This is a genomic window from Desulfopila aestuarii DSM 18488 (assembly GCF_900143695.1).
In the GTDB taxonomy this organism is placed as follows: Bacteria; Desulfobacterota; Desulfobulbia; order Desulfobulbales; family Desulfocapsaceae; genus Desulfopila; species Desulfopila aestuarii.
The window spans coordinates 65,312-89,222 of record NZ_FRFE01000016.1; the positions used below are offsets into that span (position 1 = coordinate 65,312).

Genomic DNA, 23,911 nt, shown 5'->3' on the forward strand with positions numbered 1-23,911 from the left:
AAGGTTTTTCCATGAAGCAGACAATATTGATAGTTGAGGACGAGCAAAGACTAGCGAACCTGCACCGGGATTATCTACAGCAAGCCGGTTTTGCAACTGAATGTCTGGAAGATGGGCTATTGGTGACCGCCCGGGTACGGGAAAGCCTGCCGGCACTTATTCTTCTTGACCTGATGCTCCCTGGCAAAGATGGCCTGGATATCTGCAAGGAGATCCGCAAATTTTCCGCTGTGCCGATTATCATGGTCACGGCCCGCGTCGAAGAAATCGACCGGTTGCTGGGGTTGGAATTCGGGGCAGATGATTATATCTGTAAACCCTTCAGCCCACGTGAAGTTGTGGCAAGAGTCAAAGCCGTTCTCCGTCGCAGCGCCACCCTGCAGGATGACAGCACTTTCCTGCATCTTGATGAAGAGCGCTATCTAGCGACCCTTCAGGGCCAGGTGCTTGACTTAAGTGCGGTGGAATTTCAGCTGCTCAGCATCCTTGCGGCAAAGCCGGGACGAATTCTCAATCGAGACCAGCTGATGGACCGGATCTACAATGACCGGCGAATTGTCTGCGACCGAACCATCGACAGCCATATCAAAAAGTTGAGAAGGAAGATTTCTGCCGTTACACCGGATATTGAGGTGATCCACTCGGTCTATGGGGTGGGATATAAGTATGAGGCTCCGTAAACTCTCCCTTTTGGCCCAATGCTTATCTTTACGGATAAGCGTTTGACAATCGTATCAAGCGACTGTGATTGCCAACGAACAAAAGTAACGCCGTTAGAAGACATTGTTGGGTGGGAACATTGGGCCTGAGCGGTGCCCTTTCACCCCTTGACGGATCCATCTTTTCCAGCCCTTTTTTTCCGGAAATCCAGAATGTTCACTGGTATTTGCCGAGCGCACTGAAATACCAATAGCAAATGAGAAATGCGAGCAAGTGTCGATGCCAAAAACTCATTTGGGACAAACATCATTGCTAGAGAATCCAAAACCTGAAGCTCACAGCAGCATCTTTTGTAAGGCATAATATCCTTACCACTCTCAAGGCATGCATGAGCCTCATCCCATCTTCCCCCTCCTACTTCTCACTTCATATGAGATTTCTCCAATGCACACCGTAAATATTCGCATTTACGGAATTAACATCCTCAGAATAACGATCTCGCGACAACACATTGAGTTTATCCGGTGCATGTTTACCAACCAGCATCGTCGAAACAAAATCAGTTCAAAGATGCAATATGCCTAGACAATTGAAGGATCGCCTTTCCCAAATCTAACAAAACTTCCACCCCTGACCATTCGTGGCATGCTATTTGCTAGTAACTCGCCGTTTTGCTTACGTTTTTAAGGAAAATATTTTTTTTAGGGGAGGGCAGCATGACAACACGGGAAGTGTTGCCATGCAACATCACTGGGAAAAGACATCCCTGATCTCGAAATCTGCAGGCAATAAACCATGAACAAATCTCGAAAAATTCTCCGATCGACTATTGCACTTTCTTCAACGCTGCTCGTCTTATCCCCCCTGTCCCATTCAGGGTGGGCGGACACTGTCACACTAACTGGTGCTGCCGGCATCCCAGGCATCGATGGGACCAGCGGCAATCCGGGAACCGATGGCACCGCAGGTGGCAACGGCGAGAATATCATCATTACGGCAGCCACATCCGGGGACCCCAACAACTCCGCGCTTGCTACCGGAGGGGCTGGCGGAACGGGAGGCGATGGCGGAGACGGCAGTGGAACTAACGCCGACGGTGGCAACGGTGGCGACGGTGGTGACGGTGGTGAATCGACGGCAGTAGCCGATACTGACGTCGCCGGCGGAGACACAACGGCTCATGCTGAAAGCAACGGTGGCAAGGGCGGCAATGGTGGGCATGGCGGCCAGGCAACCGGCAACGGCAGTGATGGTTTGGCAGGAAATGGCGGTAGCGGTGGTGACAGTTATATTTCAACGAGTGCGACACAAACTGGTCCATCCGGGTGGACGAAAACAACCGGGATAGCAATAGGTGGTAGTGGTGGTGACAGTTACGGTTCCGGCTCAGGCGGGGCAGGAGGATATGCACACGCTATAACATCAGCCAACTCTCAAAATATCAATAACATTCATGACGTAGTCGCAACAGGTACATCAACAGGTGGAGAAGGAGGAAGCGTTAACTTTGCTGAAAACGGTACAGCTGGCAATGGGGGAGATGCTTACAGTCTGAGCACGGCAACCTCCTCAGGCAACCAGCAGACTTCAGCTGGCGCCACCACGTTCGGTGGAGCTGGAGGCAACATTTCGGGCACTTCTGGTAATGGCGGTTATGGCGGCAATTCCAGCGCAACAGCACAAGCCAACCAGCTATTTAGCAGCACTATGGGTAGCTCAGCCCGCGCCAACAGTGTTGGTGGTACTGGTGGTGTCGGCTATGGGGTCGGATTCAGTGGCGGAGATGGCGGCACTTCCACAGCCACATCATCGGTGACGGGCAATAGTTCCGGTGCAGCTGATAGTTGGGCTACTGCCACAGGAGGCCGTGGTGGCCAAGGCACAAATGGTGCCGATGGCGGTGCAGGCGGCGAGGCCACCTTGGTTGATGCAGCATCGGGGACAAATATCGGCAACCTTCAAATCGTCCAGATAGCCTCCGGCGGAGTCGGAGGAGCTGCAGTCAGTGGGATCCAAAACATCTCTGGCAATGGCGGCAATGGCGGCTTTGCCACTTCCACCTTGAGTGGTGGGGCATCTGCAGCAGGCCGGGTCGATGTGGATGTGACAGCCACCGGAGGGGCTGGCGGTAACGCATCGTTTAACGGAACGGGCGGTGATGGCGGTGGGGTTGAAGTATCCAGTACCGGACAATCTATTGGTGGAAATATTGTTGAGGTAACCGCAAAGGGCGTTGGCGGCCACGGCGGTGCTGCCGTTAATGGCCAAGCCGGAAATGGTGCAGCGGTGTCACTTGTCGACAAGGTTACGGGGTCAACAACGGGCCATCTCATCCTCAGCCAGACCGCATACGGCGGCAATGGCGGCCGGGTTTATGGGACCGGCAACACCGGAGAAGCAGGAAGCGCCTTGTCATCTGTCACCCATGATGAAAATCAGGCGGCAGTTGTAACGGTGAACACCGTCGCCAATGGTGGAAACGGTGGCGACCGCGGCACCAGCGGATACGCAGGCAACGGAGCCATAAGCACAGCCGAAACCGTAGTCAGCAGTGATTCCGGTACGGCCTATGGGACCGCAAGCACTTTTGGTGGTGACGGCGGTCGCGGTCTGGCTGGCAATGCTGCCAACGGTGGCAAGGGCGGCGACGCTTTGGGCAGTGTTTCTGTAACTAATACAGGCACACTTTCACCAAATACCTATGCAGCCAGCGCCGACACTTCAGGACAAGGAGGCGCAGGTGGATATGGTTATGGAAGTGGTGTGGGCGGAAATGGCGGCGATGCGACCATGCGAGCGATGGCTGAAAGCATCGATACTGATAATAGCGGTCATGTCTCAGCGTATTCCCAGGCCATGGGCGGGGCTGGCGGAGGAAGCACGTTCTCCAATGCAGGCGCTGGCGGCAAGGGTGACAGCATCTCAACGGCTATTGCCGCAGGCGATCAGTACACGGTCGCCAATGATGACGCCCGTGGCGGCCATGGAGGTATTGCCATTGGAGGGTCCGCCACTGGCGGTGATGGCGGTGACGCTACTTCCACATCGTACGCTGAAAAGAACAGCAGTGGCACGCAAATCCTCCGCTCAAACGCCAATGCCTGGGCTGGCAGCGGTGGCCATGGCCAAGGCGCAGGTTTTACTGGCGGAGATGGTGGCAATGCCATAGCCACCGCCACCGGCTTAAGCGCTGGCGGCGAAATCGCTGTCTCTGCCACAGCGACTGCTGGCCATGGCGGAGAAGCGTACCTCGATTCAACCCAGGGGCAGAGTGGCTCGGCCATTGCTACAGCAACTGGTTCCGGCACTTCGGGAAAAGTCAATAGCAGTGCCAGCTCAAGCGCTGTCTCAGGCCTTGTCACCCAGGTAAAAACAACCGCCACGGCAGAGGTCGGTAGCAGCAGCACCGCACAATCCCGGGCGTCGTACGGCGCTGACCTCTCCTCTGTCAGCACCACGGCGGGACAGCAGGCCTCGGCCTTTGCCACTGCCACACCTGACAATTCGGTTTTGGTCCCTGTAACACGTGACAGTGGGGTACTGGCCAATTTCAATATCGGTGACGGCGCAACGGTCTTCCATTCAAGCGGGTTCAATTCGGATGTGATCGGCTATGGGGTCCTTGGCGGCGCTGGATCTCCTGACGGTAGTGCAACCGACCATGAGTACAACAGTACTATAGATTTCACAGTTGATACCAGAAAATATACCAGCGGCACCCAGAAGCTGCTGCTGGGATCCATGTCTCCGCAAGTGCTTGGGAATGGCTTTACGGAGAGCGATGACACGTCAATAACCTTCAAGGTCAAGGTCGAAAACACAACCATCAATGCACTGACACGGACATTCAACAACTCAGCCGATGCGATCGCCTTCTTCAAGGACCAGACTATGGAGATCGACACCAGTGCTATCTCCATAGCCGGTCCCCTGAATATCCAGATAGCCATGGAAATGCACTCAACTAATCCGGAAAATGGCTTTGTTGCCGATTTTGTCCTTGGCAACTCGGTCATCACACACCGGGCGGTCCCCTATATTGACAACACCGCCGTCAGCCTTGGCGAGATGCACACCGGGGATACGATAACAAATGGTATTGCCATCACCAACGTGGCCACAAGCGGCTCTGACGGTGCCAATGCGCTGTTCAACGGTACCACCGGCAATGCGATAACCATTGGCGGCCCCATCAGTTCGCTTGCAGCAGGCGACACCGACGCCTCGACCATGCAGGTCGGCATAGACGCATCCTCATCAGGTGAAAAGTCCGGCACGGCCAAGGTTCTGCTCCAGACCGACGGGACAGTGAGCTATACTGCCGAAGACTTCGGTCAGGAAGAGATCACTGTGACCGGCACGGTCTTTGATTATGCCCAGGCAGGAGTAAGCCTTTCCGCAACACCGGAGTATGTAAGGGTCAATGATGCGGTGGACGCGGTACTGACCATTTCCAACAACGCCGCTGCCAACGGCTATTCGGAAAAACTTGACGCCGCCTTTTCTGATAATAGCACCAATCTCTCCACCTCCGGCAACATCGACAACCTTGATGCAGGCACCTCCAGCCAGGCGATGTCTGTCAGCCTCGATACATCAATCCTCGGCCTGGTCGAGGGCTCCGCAACAGTCGGCTTCATATCTGATGGTGACGGCATAAACGCTCTCGGCCAAACTCCCCTCGATGACCAGGTTATCCGCCTGGCAACCACCGTCACGCAACTGGCGAGCGGCGAAGTACAGGATGTGGTGAATTTCGGTAATGTCCATGTGGGCCAGGTCGTCGATAAAGAGACCGTTCTGGTCACCAACAGCCGCACTGCTGCCGATGCCGCCTTTACCGACTATCTTAACGCCGGGTGGGATTCTTCTTCATCCATCGACGGGATCACCCTTGGCGGCAGCGTCACCGGTCTTGCTGCCGGTACATCCTCGACGGCACTCACTGTCGGTCTCGACACCAGCAGCGCAGGCAGCATCAACAGCAATGCGACAGTCAACCTGTTTTCCGACGGAACGCGCTTTGGCTTCGGTACCGAAGCGATCGGTGGTGAAGAGGTGAATATCCTTGCAACCATTACAACCCTGGCCGACGTCTACCGGTACGCCAATCCCGTCATTGGCGAAACAACCATCGACCTCGGCAATATCCGTGCTGATTCCAGCAGCCCGCAACAGACCCTTTCGATTACAAACGATGTTCCAAATGACGGCTATTCCGAAGCCCTTGATGCCGTCATCGGTGGGGTGACCGGCAACGCCTTTGCATCGGGCAAGATCGATCTACTTACTCCAGGCAGTAATGATACAGCATCGATGATGGTCTCCATGGGTGATACATCAATTGCCGGCCACCAGGAGGGCACGGTAACCCTGGCTTTCACCTCTAACGGCCAAGGCTCAAGCGATCTTGGTATAACAGCCCTACCGTCGCAGGATGTCACGCTGAGCGCCGAGGTCTTCAGGCTCGCTGAAGGAGCGACCTCTGCCAGTTCGTTAACTTTCTTCTCCAGGGTTGGGGATACGATCAGCCAAGAGGTACAGGTTGACAACACAGCACCTACTGATGGGTACTCCGAGTCCCTTGATGTCTCGGCAAGCTACACTGGTGACGGTATCAACGCTCTATCCGGTAATGAAGTGATTGCCTTGAAAGCTGGCGAAACAGCCACGATGATTGTCTACGCCGATACCGGCCAGTCAGGTAAATTCTCTGGTGGCATCAATATCGACTACATGTCAAACGGCCAGGAATTCGGGCTGGGTGAAAATATTGCCCTTACCAGCCAAAATATCGATGTCACCTCCTCCGTCTTTGACCTGGCAGAGGCCACTGTCACCGATGCCATCGATTTTGGCACCGTCCGCATAGGAACAGATATTGCCCAACTGGTCACCGTGCAAAATACAGCGTCTGGAGATTTGGTGGACAGACTTATCCAGACCTCCGCCACTGCAGATGCGCCATTCACTCTATCCTCTCTCTCTATACCCGGCCTCGCCTCGGGCGAATCAGCTGGAGTCGAATTGAAAATGGATACCACCACTGCAGGCGTGTACTCAGGGACAGCCAGAATGGGTTTTGCCAGCCGAAATGATTACTTGACAGACGAAGATCTCGGCCTGACAACCATTGCCCTTTCCGGCACAGTAAATAACCTCGCCAAAGCCCTCATCATTGACCTTGCCGACACATATGACAATGCGACACTGACTGGAGGAGGTATTGCCTATACGCTAGACTTCGGCAGCTTTCTGTTCAGTGATCTTGGGGGGATGCTAAGAGATGAAATCGGTGTTGAAAACAGTGCAACCGGACCAGCAGACGACTTGGGCGGCTACTTTACCCATCTCGGCCTCGGTGCCTTTAGCATTATCGGCATGAGCGATTTTGCCGATCTGAGGGCTGGAGATGTAAAAAGTGGTCTGTGGGTTGAGCTGGACACTTCCCAACTCACACTTGGCCTCTATGAACGTACCATCACCCTCAACCCCTACAGCTCACTGGCAGGCTTTGCTGATTATGCCCTGGGTCCGATTGATCTTACCTTCCGGGCCTATGTCACTGGGTCAGCCGATCCCGTTCCTGAACCGACCACTCTCCTCCTTTTCGGCAGCGGTTTGGCAGGGATTATCTATAGTCGCAGGAATGGAAGCAGAAAGCAAAACGCTTCCATTTAAGGGGCTGTAAAGACAACTAAGCCTCAAGTTGTCGTTCTCATGCCTACAAGGGAAACGCAAGATCGAGGCAGTCCTAGAGAAAAAAGGGGTTCACCCCTTAGATAAAGAAGGGTCAGGTGAGAGTCAATTACTCCCACCTGACCCTTTGCCAGTCTCAAGATTATCATTAATAGTACGATTCGACCGGTTGCCTGGATTGGAATTCTGGACGGATGACTACATCTGTAAACCTTTCAGCCCATGTGAAGTAATGGCAAGAGCTGAGGCCAAGGGGCAAGACGGTTCTCCACCGCAACACACCCCTACAAGACCAGGTACTTAATTTAAGGCACTGTGGAATTTCAGGTACTCAACAGCATTCCAGCTAAACCCAGGACGAGTTCTCACTCGAGGTCTGCTGGTGAACCAAATCTGTCGTGACCGACGGATTATCTGCGATCGAACCAGCAAGAATCATATTCTGAGGTATCGAAGGCGCAGCGTTGGTCCATTTCTTTTGGGCGTAAGCTTTACATCTGATTTTTCAAGATCTCATCGTACATTTTTCATACACTATCACGCAACCTGGGTTCTCGACAATCAATACTCAATGCGATTACGAGAACCACCACTGACCCGGCACAATCCCAACTTTCTAAACAATGTTCCATCTTTTTTACTGAATGTTTGAGAATCTTTTGTCGGGAAGATCTCTTCGCCATTTTCAGTGTTCAATGTGAATATTTTTCGAGATGCGACAATCACATTTTGGTCAGTTACGCTCATTTCCTGACTAACAATAACCAATTGCGGAGCCTTCCCCGAAGAAGTTACCTCAAAATATCCAATCGGATGCTTCATAACTGTTTGACCTTTTAACGAGTCTTTCTCAAGATAATGCGAGAATCTCCTGACAACTTTCACCCACCATGTTCTTAATTCATCAATATTACGAAATATATACTCGGGGGATTGCAGGGATCGAATCTGTTTTTTCCCCCATGACGAACTTGGGCAAATGAAGAGCAAAGAGCAGTAATGGCAAAACGATCTGGACAAGAACAGGGAGTAACCAGAAAAGAACTATATATTGTTGCAGTTGGTTCATGGAATTACCTCATTGAGCGATGACCTTTAGGGAGTCGTTTCATGCAATAGCAGCTATAAAGACTCGTCTGTTGCAGAACTACCTGACCGGCGATATCCAACGCGCTGCCGTGGAACTATCCGACCATGCATTCTGCGGATTTCAGACATTACCGCTTGATGAAAATGTCGTTTATTTCCAACAACAGTTTCAGTAAAGTCTTCTGTATGTTAGGCTGGGAATTCTTAAAAAATATGACTTGGTCACGACGCAGGATATACGATAGGCTTGTCAGATTCCATACTCAAAATTGAGTAATTTGCTGCAGAAAACGGAGATTTTCATCGGTATGCGACAATATCTTCAGGCATATAAAGATCTTTTCGGAACTGGCCTGGTCAAAGGCGAAACCATTCAGAAGCATATCGAGCAACAGACCACCATTGATACATTCCTTCCAGATTCCGCCTCGTTTTTCTATGTGGCGGAGTCACCTTCCCACACCTATCATTTTATGGGGCGGCTGCAGGAAAATGTATCCGGTTATACCAATGAGGAGTTTCTTCAACAAGGCATTGGACTATTTTTACAATGTCTCCATCCCGAAGAAATCGATATCATCGTCAACCAGATGTATCCAGACGGCATGGATGTTATCTCCCAGGCTGATGAACAAGAGAAACAACAGATCCTCACTCAATATAATTATAGATTCAAACGCAAGACCGGCGAGTATATAAATCTCATGGAGCAGCTCTATGTGCTTGAAGTGGACGAAAATGGTTTAGCCACGCTCATTCTCGGCAACATCATCGTGCTGGATAATGAAGAGGTCCTCCCGTTACGTCTTTCAAGCAAAATTTTTCGCAACAACGCTGTGTACGAAACGATATTCTCGAAAGTGTACAACCCGATCACCACACCATTAAGTGATGTAACGGGCCGGGAACTGGATATTTTGAGAAACCTGGCTGCAGGAAAGCGGAGCAAAGAGATAGCGAAGGAACTGTTCATCAGTCCGTATACCGTCGACACTCATCGACGCAATCTCTTAAAGAAGCTCCAATGCAACTCGGTGGTAGAGCTTGCCAAGATCGCCTTTAAATATGGCTTGTTATAGGGAACTGCCCGAATATGAGAAATTGAGAAAAGAAGTGAAAACAATTTGAAAACACTGTCGGTCCCGCAAGGCGTTGCAAGGACCGACAGTGCTTCAGACCTCCAGAAAATTGCAATATAGGCCTTTATAGTATTGCCTTTTTTCCATTCCCATCATTTTTTCGACGGCATGATGTCGGTGATGGAACCATCGACAATTTCGGCAGCAAAGGCAAAAGTCTCGGCCAAAGTCGGATGGGCATGGACGGTTTTGCTGATATCCTCTGCATCGGCACCCATTTCAAGGGCCAGTACCGCTTCATGAATCAATTCCCCCGCATTCTGACCGCAAATGCCTGCACCGATAATCCGTCCGGTCTCTTTGTCGAAAAGCACCTTGGTCACACCGCTGGCCGCTCCCGAACTTAAGGCCCGCCCTGAAGCACCCCAGGGAAACTTACCCTTGTCATAGTCGATGCCCTTTTCCTTGGCCTCTTTTTCGGTGAGTCCCATCCAGGCGATTTCAGGATGGGTGTAGGCCACTGAGGGAATGGTCATCGGGTCAAAGGCCGCTTTATGGCCGGCAATCACCTCCGCCGCCACCTTGCCTTCGTGGGTCGCTTTATGAGCCAGCATCGGCTCACCCACGACATCTCCAATGGCGTAGATATTGGCCACCGTTGTCTGCTGCTGGGCGTTTACCGGAATAAAGCCACGCTCGTTTAATTCCAGACCGATCTTCTCTCGATCAAAGTTGCCGGTATTCGGCTTTCGACCGACTGCCACGAGCACCGCATCATACTCGCCCTTCTCTGGCGCCTTGGTCCCTTCAAAGGACGCGACTATCCCGCTTTCGGTCGCTTCGATCGAAGTCACTTTGGTCTTGGTCAGAATCTGATATTTGTTTTTCAACTTCAAAAAGAGGGGCTGGACCAGGTCTTTATCTGCCGGCGGAATGATATGGTCCATCATCTCAACGATAGTGATCTCCGAACCAAGGGCGCTATAGATCTGGGCCATTTCCATGCCGATAATGCCGCCGCCGATAATGAGAAAACGTTTGGGGATAAATTTTAACGCCAGGGCATCGGTGGAGTTCCAGATGCGCTCGTCCTGAGGCAATCCCGGCAGCATGAACGGATGCGAACCGGTGGCGATAATACAGTTGCCGAAGGCCACTTCCGTATCACCTTCAGCACCACTCACTTTGAGAGTTGAACCGTTTACAAAACTTCCTTTGCCAACAATACGGGTGACCTTGCGCGCCTGGCAGAGCTTATCGAGCCCGCCGGTCAGCTGATTGATAATTCCCTCCTTATGGGATCGAAACATATCAAGATCGACCTTCGGCTCGCCAAAGGAGATCCCAAGAGTTTCAGCTTCCCGGGCCTCCTCAATCACCGCCGCGCCATGGAGCAGCGTCTTGGACGGGATACAACCGACGTTGAGGCAGACACCACCCAGCCGTTCCCCCTGCTCAACCAGACAGACTGAAAGACCCAGATCCGCCGCCCGAAAGGCCGCCGTATAGCCGCCCGGCCCACCACCCAGTACGACAACATCATATTTTGTATCTGAAGACATAGCATTTTCTCCTCTGAAGAGCTCATGACGAACATTCGCGCGGCAACCGCTACATACCGCTGGATGTGCAACCCGCTGCTCATCCGATCTTAACATCAAGACCATTCTAACGAATACGACAATATTTTAACAGATATTTGTCGATTTCGTTAATTTTAGAGCATTACACGCCTTAGATCTTCAATAGCATCGCTGAGTGCCCGGCAAAACCTGGCCGCCTCTGCACCGTCGATGACCCTGTGGTCGTATGAGAGCGAGAACGGCAGAGTCAACCGCGGAACAAACTGCTGTTTGTTTTCATCCCAGAAGGGTTTCATGTAGTTGCGCGACAAACCGATAATGGCCACCTGCGGCCCGTTGACGATGGGAGTAAAACCGGTGCCACCAATTCCACCAAGACTGGAGATGGTAAAAGAGGCTCCCTGTAAATCGCCGATTGACAGCTTTCCATCCCTCGCCTTGCCCCCTACCTCATGGAGCTCACGGGCAATCTCCCGCAAACCCTTTTTATCGGCGTTTTTGATTACCGGCACCACCAAACCGCCAGGAGTGTCTACGGCAATACCGATGTTGTAGTAGTGTTTCAAGATAACCTTGTCACCGCTTGGCATGAGCGAGCAGTTGAACATCGGAAACTCCCGCAACGTTGCCACCACTGCCTTGATGATAAATACCAGTGGACTGAAACGGGGACCCTCTTTGCCCGCCTCATCATTCAGCTGCTTCCGGAACTCTTCAAGTTCGGTAACATCAGCTTCGTCAAAATGGGTGACATGGGGGATAGTCACCCAGCTCCGGTGCAAATGCGGGCCGGAAATCTTTTTAATGCGGCTAAGGGTCGCTTCCTCGATTTCCCCATAAACACTGAAGTCTTCAAGTGGTGGGACCTCAATCGCAATTCCCCCACCGGTGCCAGCAGGGCGGGTAGAACTGGCCTTCATTGCCGCCTTCACCACCACCTGCACATCCTCTTTCACAATCCTGCCCTTGGGGCCACTGCCCGATACCAGGGCAAGGTCGACACCCAACTCCCGGGCATAGGCCCGCACCGACGGGGTAGCGTGAAAGCTGCCATGCTCAACCGCTTCAACATCAGTGGCAGCTGATGTTGAAGTGGAAACTGTCGCTGCTTGTGGAGCTTTCGCAGACACAGCCAGAGCTTCCGTTTCTTTTACCGGTTCGGCCTCTGCCTTTTCCTTCTTTTGGGATTCATCCGCCGACTCCTTCTTCTCGGGTACAGCCTCGGCTGCGGTCTCCACCAGTGCAATCAGGTCGCCACTTTTGACCGTATCTCCTTCCTGTATTTTGACCTCGGTAATGGTACCGGCAAGTGGCGAGGGAATATCCATCACCGCCTTCTCACTCTCCAATGCAATCAACGGACTCTCAACCTCGACCACATCCCCGGGCTTGATGTAGACTTCCACCACGGAAATCTCCTGCACATCACCGAAATCGGGCACCACAATCTTTTCGACTGCCATCTTTTCCTCCGTCTCAGCGGGTTACCGGATGTGGTGCATCCGGGTTGATTTCGTATTTTCGTATAGCCTCGGATACCTTTGTGCGCTCGACTGCACCCTGGTCAGCCAAAGCTTTTAAAGCGGCGACCACAATATGGCGCCGGTCCACCTTGAAGAAATCGCGCAGCACCTCCCGCGAATCGCTACGCCCAAAACCATCAGTACCAAGAATAGTGAGGGAATTGGGGATAAGTCGTCGTAATTGCTCACTATAGGCCTGGACATAGTCGGTACTGATCACCGCCGGCCCCGCAAAGCCTGCCAGCTGTTGTTCAACATAGGATTTCCGCGGCTCCTCCTCCGGATGGTTGCGGTTCCAGTCCTCCACCTCCATGCCCTGCCGATGCAATTGATTGACACCCAGAATGGACCAGATATCCGCCTGCACGCCAAAATCATCGGCCAACAGATCGGCGGCAGCAATCACCTCGCGCAGAATGGATCCACTGCCCATCAACTGCACCCGCAGCTCGCCTTCACCGCCCTGGCGATACAGATACATCCCTCGGCCTATGCCTTCTTCAACACCTTCGGGCATCTCCGGCTGCTCATAGTTTTCGTTTAATAAGGTGATGTAATAAAAAAGATCTTCACCTTTACCGAACATCCGCTCAATTCCCTGCTGCACCAGCACCGCCACCTCATAACTGAAGGTAGGATCATAGGCCAGGCAGGTGGGGTAGACAGAGGCCATCAGCAGCGCCTGGCCATCCTGATGCTGGAGACCTTCACCATTCAATGTGGTACGGCCCGCAGTCGCTCCCATGAGAAAGCCCCTTGCCCTGCTATCACCTGCTGCCCAGAGCTGGTCGCCAATACGCTGGAAGCCGAACATGGAGTAAAAGGCATAAAACGGGATCATCGGCACCCCGTAATTGGTATGGGCCGTGGCGGCTGCCAGCCACGACGAAATTGCCCCCGCTTCGGTTATACCCTCTTCCAGAATCTGGCCTTGCGGATCCTCCCGGTACCAGGAGATTGTCTCGGAGTCCTGCGGTTCATAGAGTTGGCCGGTGGGCGCATAGATCCCGAGTTGCCGGAACAGCCCCTCCATCCCGAAGGTGCGGGCTTCGTCGGGGATGATCGGTACGATATTTTTGCCAATTTCCTTATCCTTTACCAGCATACCGAGCAGCCGGACAAAGGCCATGGTGGTTGATAATTCGCGCCCTTTTGACGAGCCAAGCAGCGCCTTGAAAACGCTAAGATCAGGAACGGTGAGCGGGATATGTTGGGTCTCACGCCAGGGAACTGGACCGCCCATGGCCTCACGCCGCTCCCGGAGAAAACGTTCCTCATCACTGCCTTCCGCCGGTCGGATAAAAGGCAGTTCACCGAGCTGTTCATCTGCTAAAGGAACATGGAACCGGTCACGAAAAGCCTTCAGCGACTCAAGGTCCATTTTCTTGACATTATGGGCAACCATAACCGATTCACCCGCCTGACCCATACCAAAACCCTTAATGGTTTTCACAAGGATGACCGTCGGCTGGCCCTGATGGCGGGTAGCTGCCGATAAGGCCGTATAGACCTTGCGCGGGTCATGGCCGCCACGGGTCATCTGCCACAGCTCACTGTCACTGATATCCTCAACAAGGGCCGCCAGTTTCGGGTCGTCAGCAAAGACCAATTCTCGCAGATATTCTGGCCCGCGTGCCCGGATGGTCTGAAAATCGCCATCCACCATGCTGCCAAACTTTTTCAACAGCAGTCCTTCCTTATCACGGCTCAGAATACGATCCCACTCACTCCCCCAAAGGAGCTTTATCACATTCCAGCCGGCTCCGCGAAAACGCCCTTCCAGCTCCTGGATAATTTTGCCGTTGCCGCGTACCGGACCGTCGAGTCGCTGAAGGTTACAGTTGACCACAAAGATCAGGTTATCAAGCTTTTCCCTTGCAGCTACAGAAAGAGCCCCAAGCGATTCCGGTTCATCTGACTCGCCATCGCCCATAAAGACCCAGACCTTTCGATCACCGGCCTTTTTCAGCTCACGGCTGTCCATATATTTCATAAATCTGGCCTGGTAGATGGCCGCCATTGGCCCCAACCCCATGGAAACGGTGGGAAATTGCCAGAAGTCGGGCATCAGCCAGGGATGGGGATAGGACGACAGCCCGTGGCCACCTACCTCCTGCCTGAAATTGCGCAAATGCTCTTCATCAAACCTCCCTTCCACAAATGCCCGGGCATAGATACCAGGTGAACTGTGTCCCTGGAAATAGATCATATCGGCGCCGAATTCGGCCTGCGGGCCCCGGAAAAACCAGTTGAAGCCAACCTCGTACATAGCTGAAACCGAGGTGTAGGTGGCAATATGGCCTCCCAGCCCCTTGCCGCCCTTGTTGGCTCGTGCCACCATGGCCATGGCATTCCAGCGCACATAGGCGGCAACCTTCATAGCGGTGTAGGAATCATCAGGCATGTGCTGCTCGTCGCCTGGCGGGATAGTATTACCATAAGGGGTGAGAATACCCGGGGAAGTTGACACACCCCGCTCGCGGGCCCGGTCGGTCAGCTCACGTAACAGGTAATCGGCTTTTTCAGCGCCTTCATGACGAATAACGCCATCCAACGATTCCAGCCAGTCACTGGTCTCAGCCGGATCAGGATCGGTATAGTATGCACTCATCTGCTACCTCGCGTTAGATATGGATGGGTAAAAAGCAAGGACAACACGGGTAAAGTATCATCATTGATTTTACATTTGCAAGAAAATCATGATGATGGAATCGGAGCCGTAAAACCGGCTCCGATTCATCGAAATGTCTGGCATCAGGAAAAGAAATCAGGTCTGGGCGAGCGCCTCAGCACTCTTTTTCCAGAGCCAACCGAGACAGAGGAGTCCGAAAATAAGGATGACAAAAAAGAAAATCATGGGGGAGTACTGCGGTACAACCTGGAGCTGATCGAGGGTATAGTATTTCTGCAGGTAGCCCGTACGCAGCCAACTGCGCATAAAGACCATAATCACAACAAGTGGCACGGCATGGGCAATTGTCATCCATAACCGGCCCCGCCAGGCGGTGAACAGCATACCGACAGTCAGCAGCAAGCCAAGTGCGAAGGCGATGGTGGCTCCCATATCTCGGCCCATAAAGAGCAGCATCTGGCCCCGGGGCAGGCTGAGAAGGTAGAGAATACCCACCACGGTGTTGATCACGGTCACTCCCAGGAAAACACGCAAACCATGCTTTGCAGAATATTCGGCCAGTTCCAGGTCACGTTCGGCCCGAAAGCGACCCATGAGCGCCACGGCCAGCCCGCCCATCGCCAGCGCCCCCAATACCATATGCAAATAGCGAAACGGGAAACTGTTCTCGCTGGCAATAAGCATCGAGCCGTCCAAATGGCTGAAATATTCACCAAACCTTTCAGGCAAGCCCATCAGCAGCATGTTATGGGAGAAAATGGCAGCGATACCGAGAAAGATCACGGCACAAATCCCACCGATCACCAGCCCCAGACGTCCTAGTTTTTCAAAATGAAAGTCGTAGAGATAAACACCGCGATAGGCAAACATCAACAGCGGCACCACCAGAATCCAGCCAATTCCCATGAGGATAGAGCTGGTGTAAATAAACTGGCCATAGAGTACCTGGAGAAAAAGATAAGGGGCCACACCGAGATTGACAGTAAGCGCAATAAGCATCGGGGTGATCACCGCAATGCGATGGGCAAGCCGCCGTTCCACTTCATCACCACGCAGATGGGCAACCACCCCGAGAATAAGCCCGCCCAGCATCGCGTTCATTGCCAGGAGGTGCAGCGGAAAGGTAAGCAGCAGCAGGAACTGGAACCAGCCCCAGGCAACCGGCAGGGTGTCGGCAGGTGGAATAAGAATCGTCGCCATCACTTTCCTCCTTTTAGGCCGTCGATATAGTCGGCAAGTGCTTCCCGTTCGGTTTCAGTTCCCTCAAACGGCGGCATTTCTGGGACCAGTTCCGGCAATCTGCCGAGATTGGTAAAAATCTGTGCCCGATCCCAACCACTGGTAAACTCCGTTATATCCTCGACGGCGTGACAGGCTGAACAATGGGTATCAAACACTCCGCCCCCGTCCACTCCTGCAGTCGAGACTATCCCGCCACTCTCTGAAATCAGATAACCGGCAAGCTGATTCCGCTCTTCGTCGGTCCCACCAAAAGGCTCCATTTCATCGGAAATCTCATTTAAGGTACTCAACATCTCACCAGCTCCCACCACATCTTTACCAGCAAACGCGCCAGACAGATCTTCCCTGGCGTGACATGCTGCACAGTTTTCCTCAAACAGTTGTTTACCGGCTGCCAGGCCATCACCGGCTTCGGCGACGACATCAACGGTCTCCTTACCGTGCACCTCTCCGGCCAGAAAAGCTGACAGTGCCCGCACCTCCGTGTCGGTTCCGGCAAAGGGCGGCATGAACGGGCGGATGGTATGCATCTTGCCGATATAGGCGACCAGCGCCGGGTAGCTCATCTTTTCCGTCAGGGCTGCCAGATCGTTGTTGCCAGCACCAAGGGTATGACAACTGTAACATTGCTGAATATAGAGTTCGTGCCCGGCACCCATTCTGTTGTCAGCAGTCACCTCGTGATGCTGCACCCACAGTGCAGATTTGAGAAAACCTTTCTCATTCAAGCTTTCCAGGTCTTTTTTGAAAATGGAGTTGGAGTAGATCACCTCGTTGATCACATAGGGACGGCGGGCCGCCTCCCGGGTCCATTCAAACGAGCCAAGCATTACAAAGGCACAGAGCATGGCCGCAAGAGCCACTGGCCGGTTGTTGAGTGTCGGTCTCAGAATGGCTGTAACCAGCGTCAGAACCAGTAGCAAAATGACTGCCACCAAACCGTACTGCAGGGCGAGAGCGACTGTGGGTGATTTGCCTGTCACCAGCTGCTGAGCCTGTTCCGGCAAGACCGCCACATACCACAAGGCGCAAGGGATAGCTGCGACCATGGCCACCAATGACCAGATACCGGAGAAACGGGTCATTTTCACCCGAACCTCTTCCTCATCGGACCATGCGGCAGTCAGGCAGCCGTAACAGCCGGCCATAAGCACCGCTATGCAGGTACGAAAGAAAAGGGATGGCCAGAATGACGGATTGAAAAAACCCTGCCAAAAGAGCGAGCTCTCCGCCCAGGCACCCGGTGTCAGCATCACCCCGATGATTCCATTAATGAGCAGCAAAGACATCCATGCGGCAAAGAAATAGAGGTAGCCGACTTTCAGATGGGTCGAGGATTCCATCCGCCCAAAGAAATAGTAATAGACGAAAGCAGCGGCGATCTCCACCGTGAAGAAGACCCACTCCGCCGCCCAGCCAAATACGAAATTATGAATAAGGTAGGAGGTCGCTGCCGGATTGACCAAAGCGATAATGAACCAGATACCGACCCCGCTGATGGACCCCAGGACCATGGTCGTCAAAAGGAAAAAACGGGCGTGGCGTTTGGTGAAATCGAGAATGGCCTGGCTCTGTTCGGCAAGGCCTTTTTTTTCGGCCAAGACCAGATAGAGCCCGCCCCCCACCGCGAAATGAGAGATGAAAACGTGAAAGACCGCAATCAGGGCAATCAGCGTACCGCCCCCTATTTCGGGCAGATACCAGACAGGATAGTGCATATTTCCTCCGTATAAATACCAATAAATATCAGTTCATGGAAGAATACAACAGCCGGGAATGACCTGCAATTGCGACATTGTGCCACAACCACCAAAACGTAATATGTCGGTCAGGCGACGTTTGTCAGAAAGGAGAGTTCTTCAGGACTCCAGTCGCCGACTAATCGGACTTCCGGCTCCAGCCGGATCCCCCTCTCACGCGCCGCCTTCTCCACTGCCAGTCGGATAAGGGACAGGACGTCGCCAGCAGTGGCGTTGTTTTGATTGATAAAGATATTGCCATGAAAAGGAGCAATCGCTGCCCCACCGGAGGTAACACCACGTAACCCCAACTCGTCAATGATCTTGCCAGTGGGAGCGCCGAAATCATGGTTGTTTTTAAACAGCGACCCGGCGGATGGTGCTTTAAAATGGCCTTTATCCACCCTATCTTTATGGTTTTCTTCCATCTTTCGGTAAATTTCCTGGCGATCGCCCTTTTTCAGGTGCAGTTTCACCTGCCAGATACAGCCTGACATGGCTTGAAACGGGGAGCGTTTATAGTCGAACTGGGACGGATCGCAGGATACTGTTGTCAGCGACAAATCCTCCCCCACCACTTCCACCTGTTCCAGTACCTCGGATATGGAGTTGCCGTAGCAGCGGGCATTCATCCAGACCGCACCGCCAATGGAACCTGGCATACCGTTAATAAACTCCACACCGGAAAGACCATATTCGGCAGCCACCATACACACATCTTCAACCCTTGCGCCAGCCTCCGCGGTAAGACGCTCGCCGGTAACCGAGATAGAATCAAGACCTGCTGTGGAGATAACCACTCCCCTGATCCCTCGATCCGCCACCAGGATGTTGGTACCGCCACCTAAGAGAAAACAGGGCAGCCCATTCTTCTTCACCACCTCAAGGCAGGTCAAGAGATCATCATAGCTGCGGGGCGCGAGAAAGACATCGGCGGGGCCACCGATCTTAAATGAGGTGTGGCGCGACATTGGCTCGTCGAACCTGACCAGTTCGGCGGGAACCATATCGACCACACACTGCCGCCAGCCTTCTATTGAAATTTCCATAATTAACAGCTGTGCCCGGTATGGCACGACTCCGGTCCCCGCTTCTGCAGATAATCCGCCACCGCTCGCTGCAGGGTAGTCTCTGCCAGCTGGGCGCAGTGCAGATGGGTATCGGGCAGCTGGCCGGTAAGTTCCATGATATGCATCATATTGATACCCTTCAATTCACCGATATCCTTGCCCTGGGCCAGCATAGCTGTGGCCTCGATGCATTGATTACTCACGGAGCAGCCATCAGTCCAGTGACGGGTCCGTTGAACCCGGTCACCAACAATACCTAACGCCAGTTCCATGGTGTCACCACAGTTACCAGTTATTCGAGCAATTGCATCGGGATCTTTGAGCGGAGGATTGGCCAGGTAATAGAAACCAAACCAGGCCGCAACCAGTAAAAGCAAAATACCAAAGGCGAGAGCAATAGACGATATCTCCATAAACATGTTCTCCTATACCATTTTTCTGCTCGGACAGCGAGCGGCTCTATCCTAATAAGAGTTTCTCAAAACGAAAAGCGATAAGACCAATAACCGCAGAAAAGCCGTTTTTAATCTTCTCATCTATTTGGTACACTTTACCAAATGCAATTATTTTGGGACTCTCGTGCGATGTCAACCGAGGCGTCTTATAAAAAATTCAGCAAACCACCAACCAAAGCCTCACATATGAAAAGAATTTTCCTTCCTCTGCTGTTCGCCATGATGGCCATAGCCGCCCTCATAGTCTACCAGCGTACAAGCCAGAAGAATAATGAATTAACAGCAACCAGCAGCCACTCACAGAAAATCAGCCTCTTCCACTACTTTTCAGGTGCTCTGAGTGGAGGTATCGATAATATGGTGGAGACGGTCAATGCCAAAAGCCCAGGCTATACAGTGCTTGCCAACGGCCTGGACCATGAAGCGTTCAAAACCATGATTTTATCTTCGCTTGATCGGGGCAATCCTCCCGAGCTGTTTTCCTATTGGGCCGGTGAACGGGTCCGACAGCTGGTTTTAAAAAACCAGCTCATGGAGATCGATGATCTCTGGGAGCGGGAAAACCTTTCGGCACAATTCCCCCCCGCCATTGTCGAGTCGGCCGTCACCTACAATGGGAAAAAATACCTGCTCCCCATCACCCAGCATATTGTGGTTTTTTTCTATAATACGCAGATCTTCACAGCTCACGGGCTTTCCCCACCGCAATCCTGGCCGGAGTTTCTCGCCATCTGCGCCCAACTGAAAAGCAGTGGCATAACCCCACTGGCAATCGGAGCCCGAGAACGCTGGCCGGCCCAGTTCTGGTTCGATTACCTACTGCTGCGTACCGCCGGGCCGGATTATCGCAAGCTGCTGATGGAGGGCAAGCAGTCCTACACTGATCCCCAGGTGATGGAATCCTTCAGGATTTGGTCGGAACTGTTGCAAAATGGTTATTTTAATGGTAACGCCAATCAGCTCGACTGGGACGAGGCGACCGCGCTGGTCCGCGAGGGAAAAGCGGCCATGACACTCATGGGTACCTGGGCCACCCAGATACTTGAAGGCCAGTCACCGGGTCTTGAAGCAGGCAAGGATTATGATTTTTTCCCTTTCCCGACTGTAGCTGAAAATGTGCCACGGGTCTCGGTCGGCCCTATTGACGGTATCATCATCTCCCGCGCCTCGGAAAATCATGACTTTGCCAAGAATGTCCTGGCGTATTTTGCAGGCACGGAGGCCCAGAAACTCATGAGCACCGGCTCAGGTGCACTAGCCCCGAATCAAACCGTGTCGGACAATTTTTATTCTCCATTCAAACTCCGATTAAAACAGGAGATTGAACATTCTGAGCGATGGGCCTTCAACTTTGATCTCGCAACGCCGCCCGAAATTGCCGATCGGGCCATGGACAGCTTCAACGAACTGATCGAGTTCCCCGGGCAATACCTGCAGATCCTGAGCGACCTGCAAACTGAAATAGCCCCTTCTGCAGAAGAGGGAAAGTAATAACCCATGTCCTTTCGCAATAAACTCTCCATCGCCTTCTCTCTGGTTCTGCTGCTGACCGTCATCGTCTCCTTGACCAGCTGGTGGGGCATGCAAAACGCTCTCGACAGCCAGAAAGAGGTGTATGGTTTCCAGAACCATATTGAGCGCACCTTCAGCGCCATGAACAGGCAGGAACAGGCGTTCACCGCCGAGGAAACCACCAGCCACTCCCATCTTGTCTTCGATCATATTGCGGAAATGAGGCCGCAGATAGAAAAAATACAATATGGAGAAAAAGACCAACTGCAACGAGAGCAGCTGGCTGTTGTCCTTGTCATGCTCGAAAACTATGAGAAAGCATTTTCACTCTATGTGCAGCAAAATCTCGAGATGCAGACAATTCGCAGCCGTATGGAGCAGGAGGCCGGCCGGCTCCATAGTCAAGTGGATGAGCTCGTTCTGGAGTCGCCCCTGGGTAAGGAAATCGACCATCTGGCTATCACAGCACTACTCCACCAAAAAGAATACGCCCTTACCCACCGAGTCGAATCGTATCAGCAACTGACAGAAACCATCGCGCTCCTCCATCAACGGATAGTATCCTTGCGGCAAAAACAGCCGGAAGACAGTGTCAATCTTCTCGCATTTCGTATCGACAAGACAGCAACGACTTTCGGCACCATTTTCAAACAGTTCGCAACGCAACAGGAAAATGCCGCGATTGCCCATGACAATCTGAGAAATGCGTTCACCCGGCTCAGTGAGGAATTCAGCCGGGCAGTTGCCACCAAAACCAATCTGGTCAATCAACACATTGCCGGCTTGCAGGCCCTCACTATCAGCACCGCCTTGCTGGCGGTGATGCTCAGTATCGCCGCGACACTGCTGCTCTCAGAGTTCATCACCCGCCCAATCGATCTCTTGAAAAAATCCGCTCTGCGTATCGTCAGCGGCGACCTTTCCACCTCAGTGGAGATTCGTTCCAAAGATGAAATCGGCCAACTGGGTGAGCTGTTCAACACCATGACGGACAGACTACGCGCTAACTTCGAGGAGTTGAACAAATATCGGGACAGACTTGAAGATCTTGTCAAGGAACGAACCCATGAACTGGAATTGGAGATCATTGAACGTAAGGAAACTGAAAAGGAACTGGCCGCTTCGGAACAACGGTTCAGGACAATTTTTGACAACTCCAATGACGGCGTTTTGATTGTCGAACCAATATCAGGGATGTTTGTCGTCGCCAACAACACCATCTGCAACATGCTCGGGTACGCTGAACATGAACTGCTGTCCCTCGTAGCCATGGATATCCACCCTCCCCAGGACCGGGAGTGGGTCAGGATGGAATTTCAAAAATGCGCCGAAGGAACATCAACCATCGCAAAGGACATACCGATTCTCTGCAAGGATGGCACGGTCTTTCCAGCCGAGATCACCGCAGCGTTTATTAACATCGGTGAACAAAAATATATGCTCGGTAGCTTCAGGGATATTTCTGAAAGAAAAGCCGCGGAGGAAGAACGGCTCAAAATCCGAAAGCTTGAGTCAGTCGGCGTTCTGGCTGGCGGCATTGCCCATGACTTCAACAATATCCTGGCGGCGATTCTTGGCAATGTCAGTCTCACTATGGCCTATACCGATCAGGACGACAAGCGGTTCCCTCTTCTAAAAGAGCTGGAAAAGGCTTCTCTCCGGGCCCGCGATCTCACCCAGCAGTTGCTCACCTTCTCTAAAGGTGGCGAACCGGTCAAAGAGCTCACCTCGGTTACGGAAATCATCCGGGAATCTGCCAGCTTCATTCTCCGGGGCAGTAATGTCCGTTGTGATTTCAATTTTGCCGAAAACCTATGGAACGCTGAAGTCGATGCCGGCCAGATAAGCCAGGTTATTCAAAATATCGTCGTCAACGCCAGGTACGCCATGCCGGACGGTGGGGTTGTCACCATCACCTGCCGGAACACCATTCCCTCCCCGGCCATGTCCGAAGCCCTTGCAGGCCAGAACTGCCTGGAAATCACTCTTACCGATAATGGACCGGGCATAGCACCGGAACAGATCGAACGGATATTCGACCCGTACTTCACCACCAAAAAAAGTGGCAGTGGCCTGGGACTGGCCATTACCCATTCCATCATTCGCAAACATAATGGGGCTATATCGGTGCAGTCATCACCAGGGAAAGGGACCAGCTTCACCATCCTGCTGCCTGCTCTTGACACCATCCTGCCCCCTGTAAAGACCCAGGATCAGACTCTGCCGCGCACAGCAGCCGGAACTATCATGGTGATGGACGATGAAGCACCAGTTCGTGATATCACACGGCAGTTACTGAGCCATCTGGGCTACTCGGTCATAACTGTTGCAGACGGCAATGAGGCCATCGATGTCTATCAGCAGCATCTGAACAACGACAACAGAGTGGACCTCGTCATCATGGATCTCACCATCCCGGGCGGGATGGGTGGCAAAGAAGCGGCAGAAAAGATTCTGGCCATGGATCCAACGGCAAGACTCATTGTCTCCAGCGGTTATTCCCAAGACCCGATCATGGCCAACTACGCCTTGTTCGGTTTCCGGGGCTTTCTCTCAAAACCTTTTCATCTAAAGGATTTGCAGCACGTTCTTGAACAAACTCTTCGGCTGGACGGCAGGTAACAGCGA

The 23,911-nt window shown here is 52.7% G+C and carries 13 protein-coding genes; 5 read left to right on the forward strand and 8 right to left on the reverse strand.

Annotated elements, in window-relative coordinates; genetic code table 11:
* Nucleotides 1–11 precede the first annotated feature (11 nt).
* Together BUF15_RS15645 and BUF15_RS15650 are read left to right on the forward strand one after the other, a co-directional pair.
* Entirely contained in the window at nt 12–680 is a 669-nt protein-coding gene (locus BUF15_RS15645; protein ID WP_073614643.1) for a response regulator, read from the forward strand.
* Between the two features lie 775 nt (nt 681–1,455).
* Nucleotides 1,456–7,341, forward strand: a complete 5,886-nt coding sequence (locus tag BUF15_RS15650; protein ID WP_073614644.1) for a choice-of-anchor D domain-containing protein — start codon at nt 1,456–1,458, stop codon at nt 7,339–7,341.
* A 579-nt stretch (nt 7,342–7,920) separates the two neighbouring features.
* On the opposite strand, the gene BUF15_RS15655 is transcribed toward BUF15_RS15650, so the two are convergent.
* Entirely contained in the window at nt 7,921–8,181 is a 261-nt protein-coding gene (locus tag BUF15_RS15655; RefSeq protein WP_143170736.1) for a hypothetical protein, read from the reverse strand.
* A 575-nt stretch (nt 8,182–8,756) separates the two neighbouring features.
* Between BUF15_RS15655 and BUF15_RS15660 the strand changes: the two genes are divergently transcribed.
* Nucleotides 8,757–9,527: a LuxR C-terminal-related transcriptional regulator gene (locus BUF15_RS15660; protein WP_143170737.1), complete on the forward strand. Its 771-nt coding sequence runs from the start codon at nt 8,757–8,759 to the stop codon at nt 9,525–9,527.
* 152 nt (nt 9,528–9,679) lie between these two features.
* Here the strand turns inward: BUF15_RS15660 and lpdA are convergent, their stop codons facing one another.
* The 7 genes from lpdA to BUF15_RS15695 all read right to left on the reverse strand — a co-directional run bounded on the left by lpdA (nt 9,680) and on the right by BUF15_RS15695 (nt 19,729).
* Nucleotides 9,680–11,089, reverse strand: coding sequence for a dihydrolipoyl dehydrogenase (gene lpdA / locus BUF15_RS15665; protein ID WP_073614647.1), 1,410 nt, complete (start codon nt 11,087–11,089; stop codon nt 9,680–9,682).
* A gap of 155 nt (nt 11,090–11,244) precedes the next feature.
* Nucleotides 11,245–12,573 carry a 2-oxo acid dehydrogenase subunit E2 gene (locus BUF15_RS15670; protein WP_073614648.1) on the reverse strand — a complete coding sequence of 443 codons (1,329 nt, stop codon included), beginning with the start codon at nt 12,571–12,573 and terminating at the stop codon, nt 11,245–11,247.
* Nucleotides 12,574–12,586: 13 nt separating this feature from the next.
* Nucleotides 12,587–15,244, reverse strand: coding sequence for a pyruvate dehydrogenase (acetyl-transferring), homodimeric type (aceE, locus tag BUF15_RS15675; protein ID WP_073614649.1), 2,658 nt, complete (start codon nt 15,242–15,244; stop codon nt 12,587–12,589).
* Between the two features lie 156 nt (nt 15,245–15,400).
* Nucleotides 15,401–16,465 carry a hypothetical protein gene (locus BUF15_RS15680; protein WP_073614650.1) on the reverse strand — a complete coding sequence of 355 codons (1,065 nt, stop codon included), beginning with the start codon at nt 16,463–16,465 and terminating at the stop codon, nt 15,401–15,403.
* On the reverse strand, nt 16,465–18,225 hold the full coding sequence (locus BUF15_RS15685; RefSeq protein ID WP_073614651.1) for a c-type cytochrome: 1,761 nt from the start codon (nt 18,223–18,225) through the stop codon (nt 16,465–16,467). The genes BUF15_RS15680 and BUF15_RS15685 overlap by 1 nt, the downstream gene beginning before the upstream one ends.
* Before the next feature lie 110 nt (nt 18,226–18,335).
* On the reverse strand, nt 18,336–19,295 hold the full coding sequence (gene murB / locus BUF15_RS15690) for a UDP-N-acetylmuramate dehydrogenase (RefSeq protein WP_073614652.1): 960 nt from the start codon (nt 19,293–19,295) through the stop codon (nt 18,336–18,338).
* 2 nt (nt 19,296–19,297) lie between these two features.
* Nucleotides 19,298–19,729 (reverse strand): iron-sulfur cluster assembly scaffold protein, encoded by a 432-nt coding sequence (locus tag BUF15_RS15695; protein ID WP_073614653.1) that lies wholly within the window; start codon nt 19,727–19,729, stop codon nt 19,298–19,300.
* 228 nt (nt 19,730–19,957) lie between these two features.
* On the opposite strand from BUF15_RS15695, the gene BUF15_RS15700 reads away from it, so the two are divergent.
* Both BUF15_RS15700 and BUF15_RS15705 read left to right on the forward strand, forming a co-directional pair.
* On the forward strand, nt 19,958–21,262 hold the full coding sequence (locus tag BUF15_RS15700; protein ID WP_159441312.1) for an ABC transporter substrate-binding protein: 1,305 nt from the start codon (nt 19,958–19,960) through the stop codon (nt 21,260–21,262).
* A 6-nt stretch (nt 21,263–21,268) separates the two neighbouring features.
* Nucleotides 21,269–23,905, forward strand: coding sequence for a hybrid sensor histidine kinase/response regulator (locus tag BUF15_RS15705; protein ID WP_073614655.1), 2,637 nt, complete (start codon nt 21,269–21,271; stop codon nt 23,903–23,905).
* Nucleotides 23,906–23,911 lie beyond the last annotated feature (6 nt).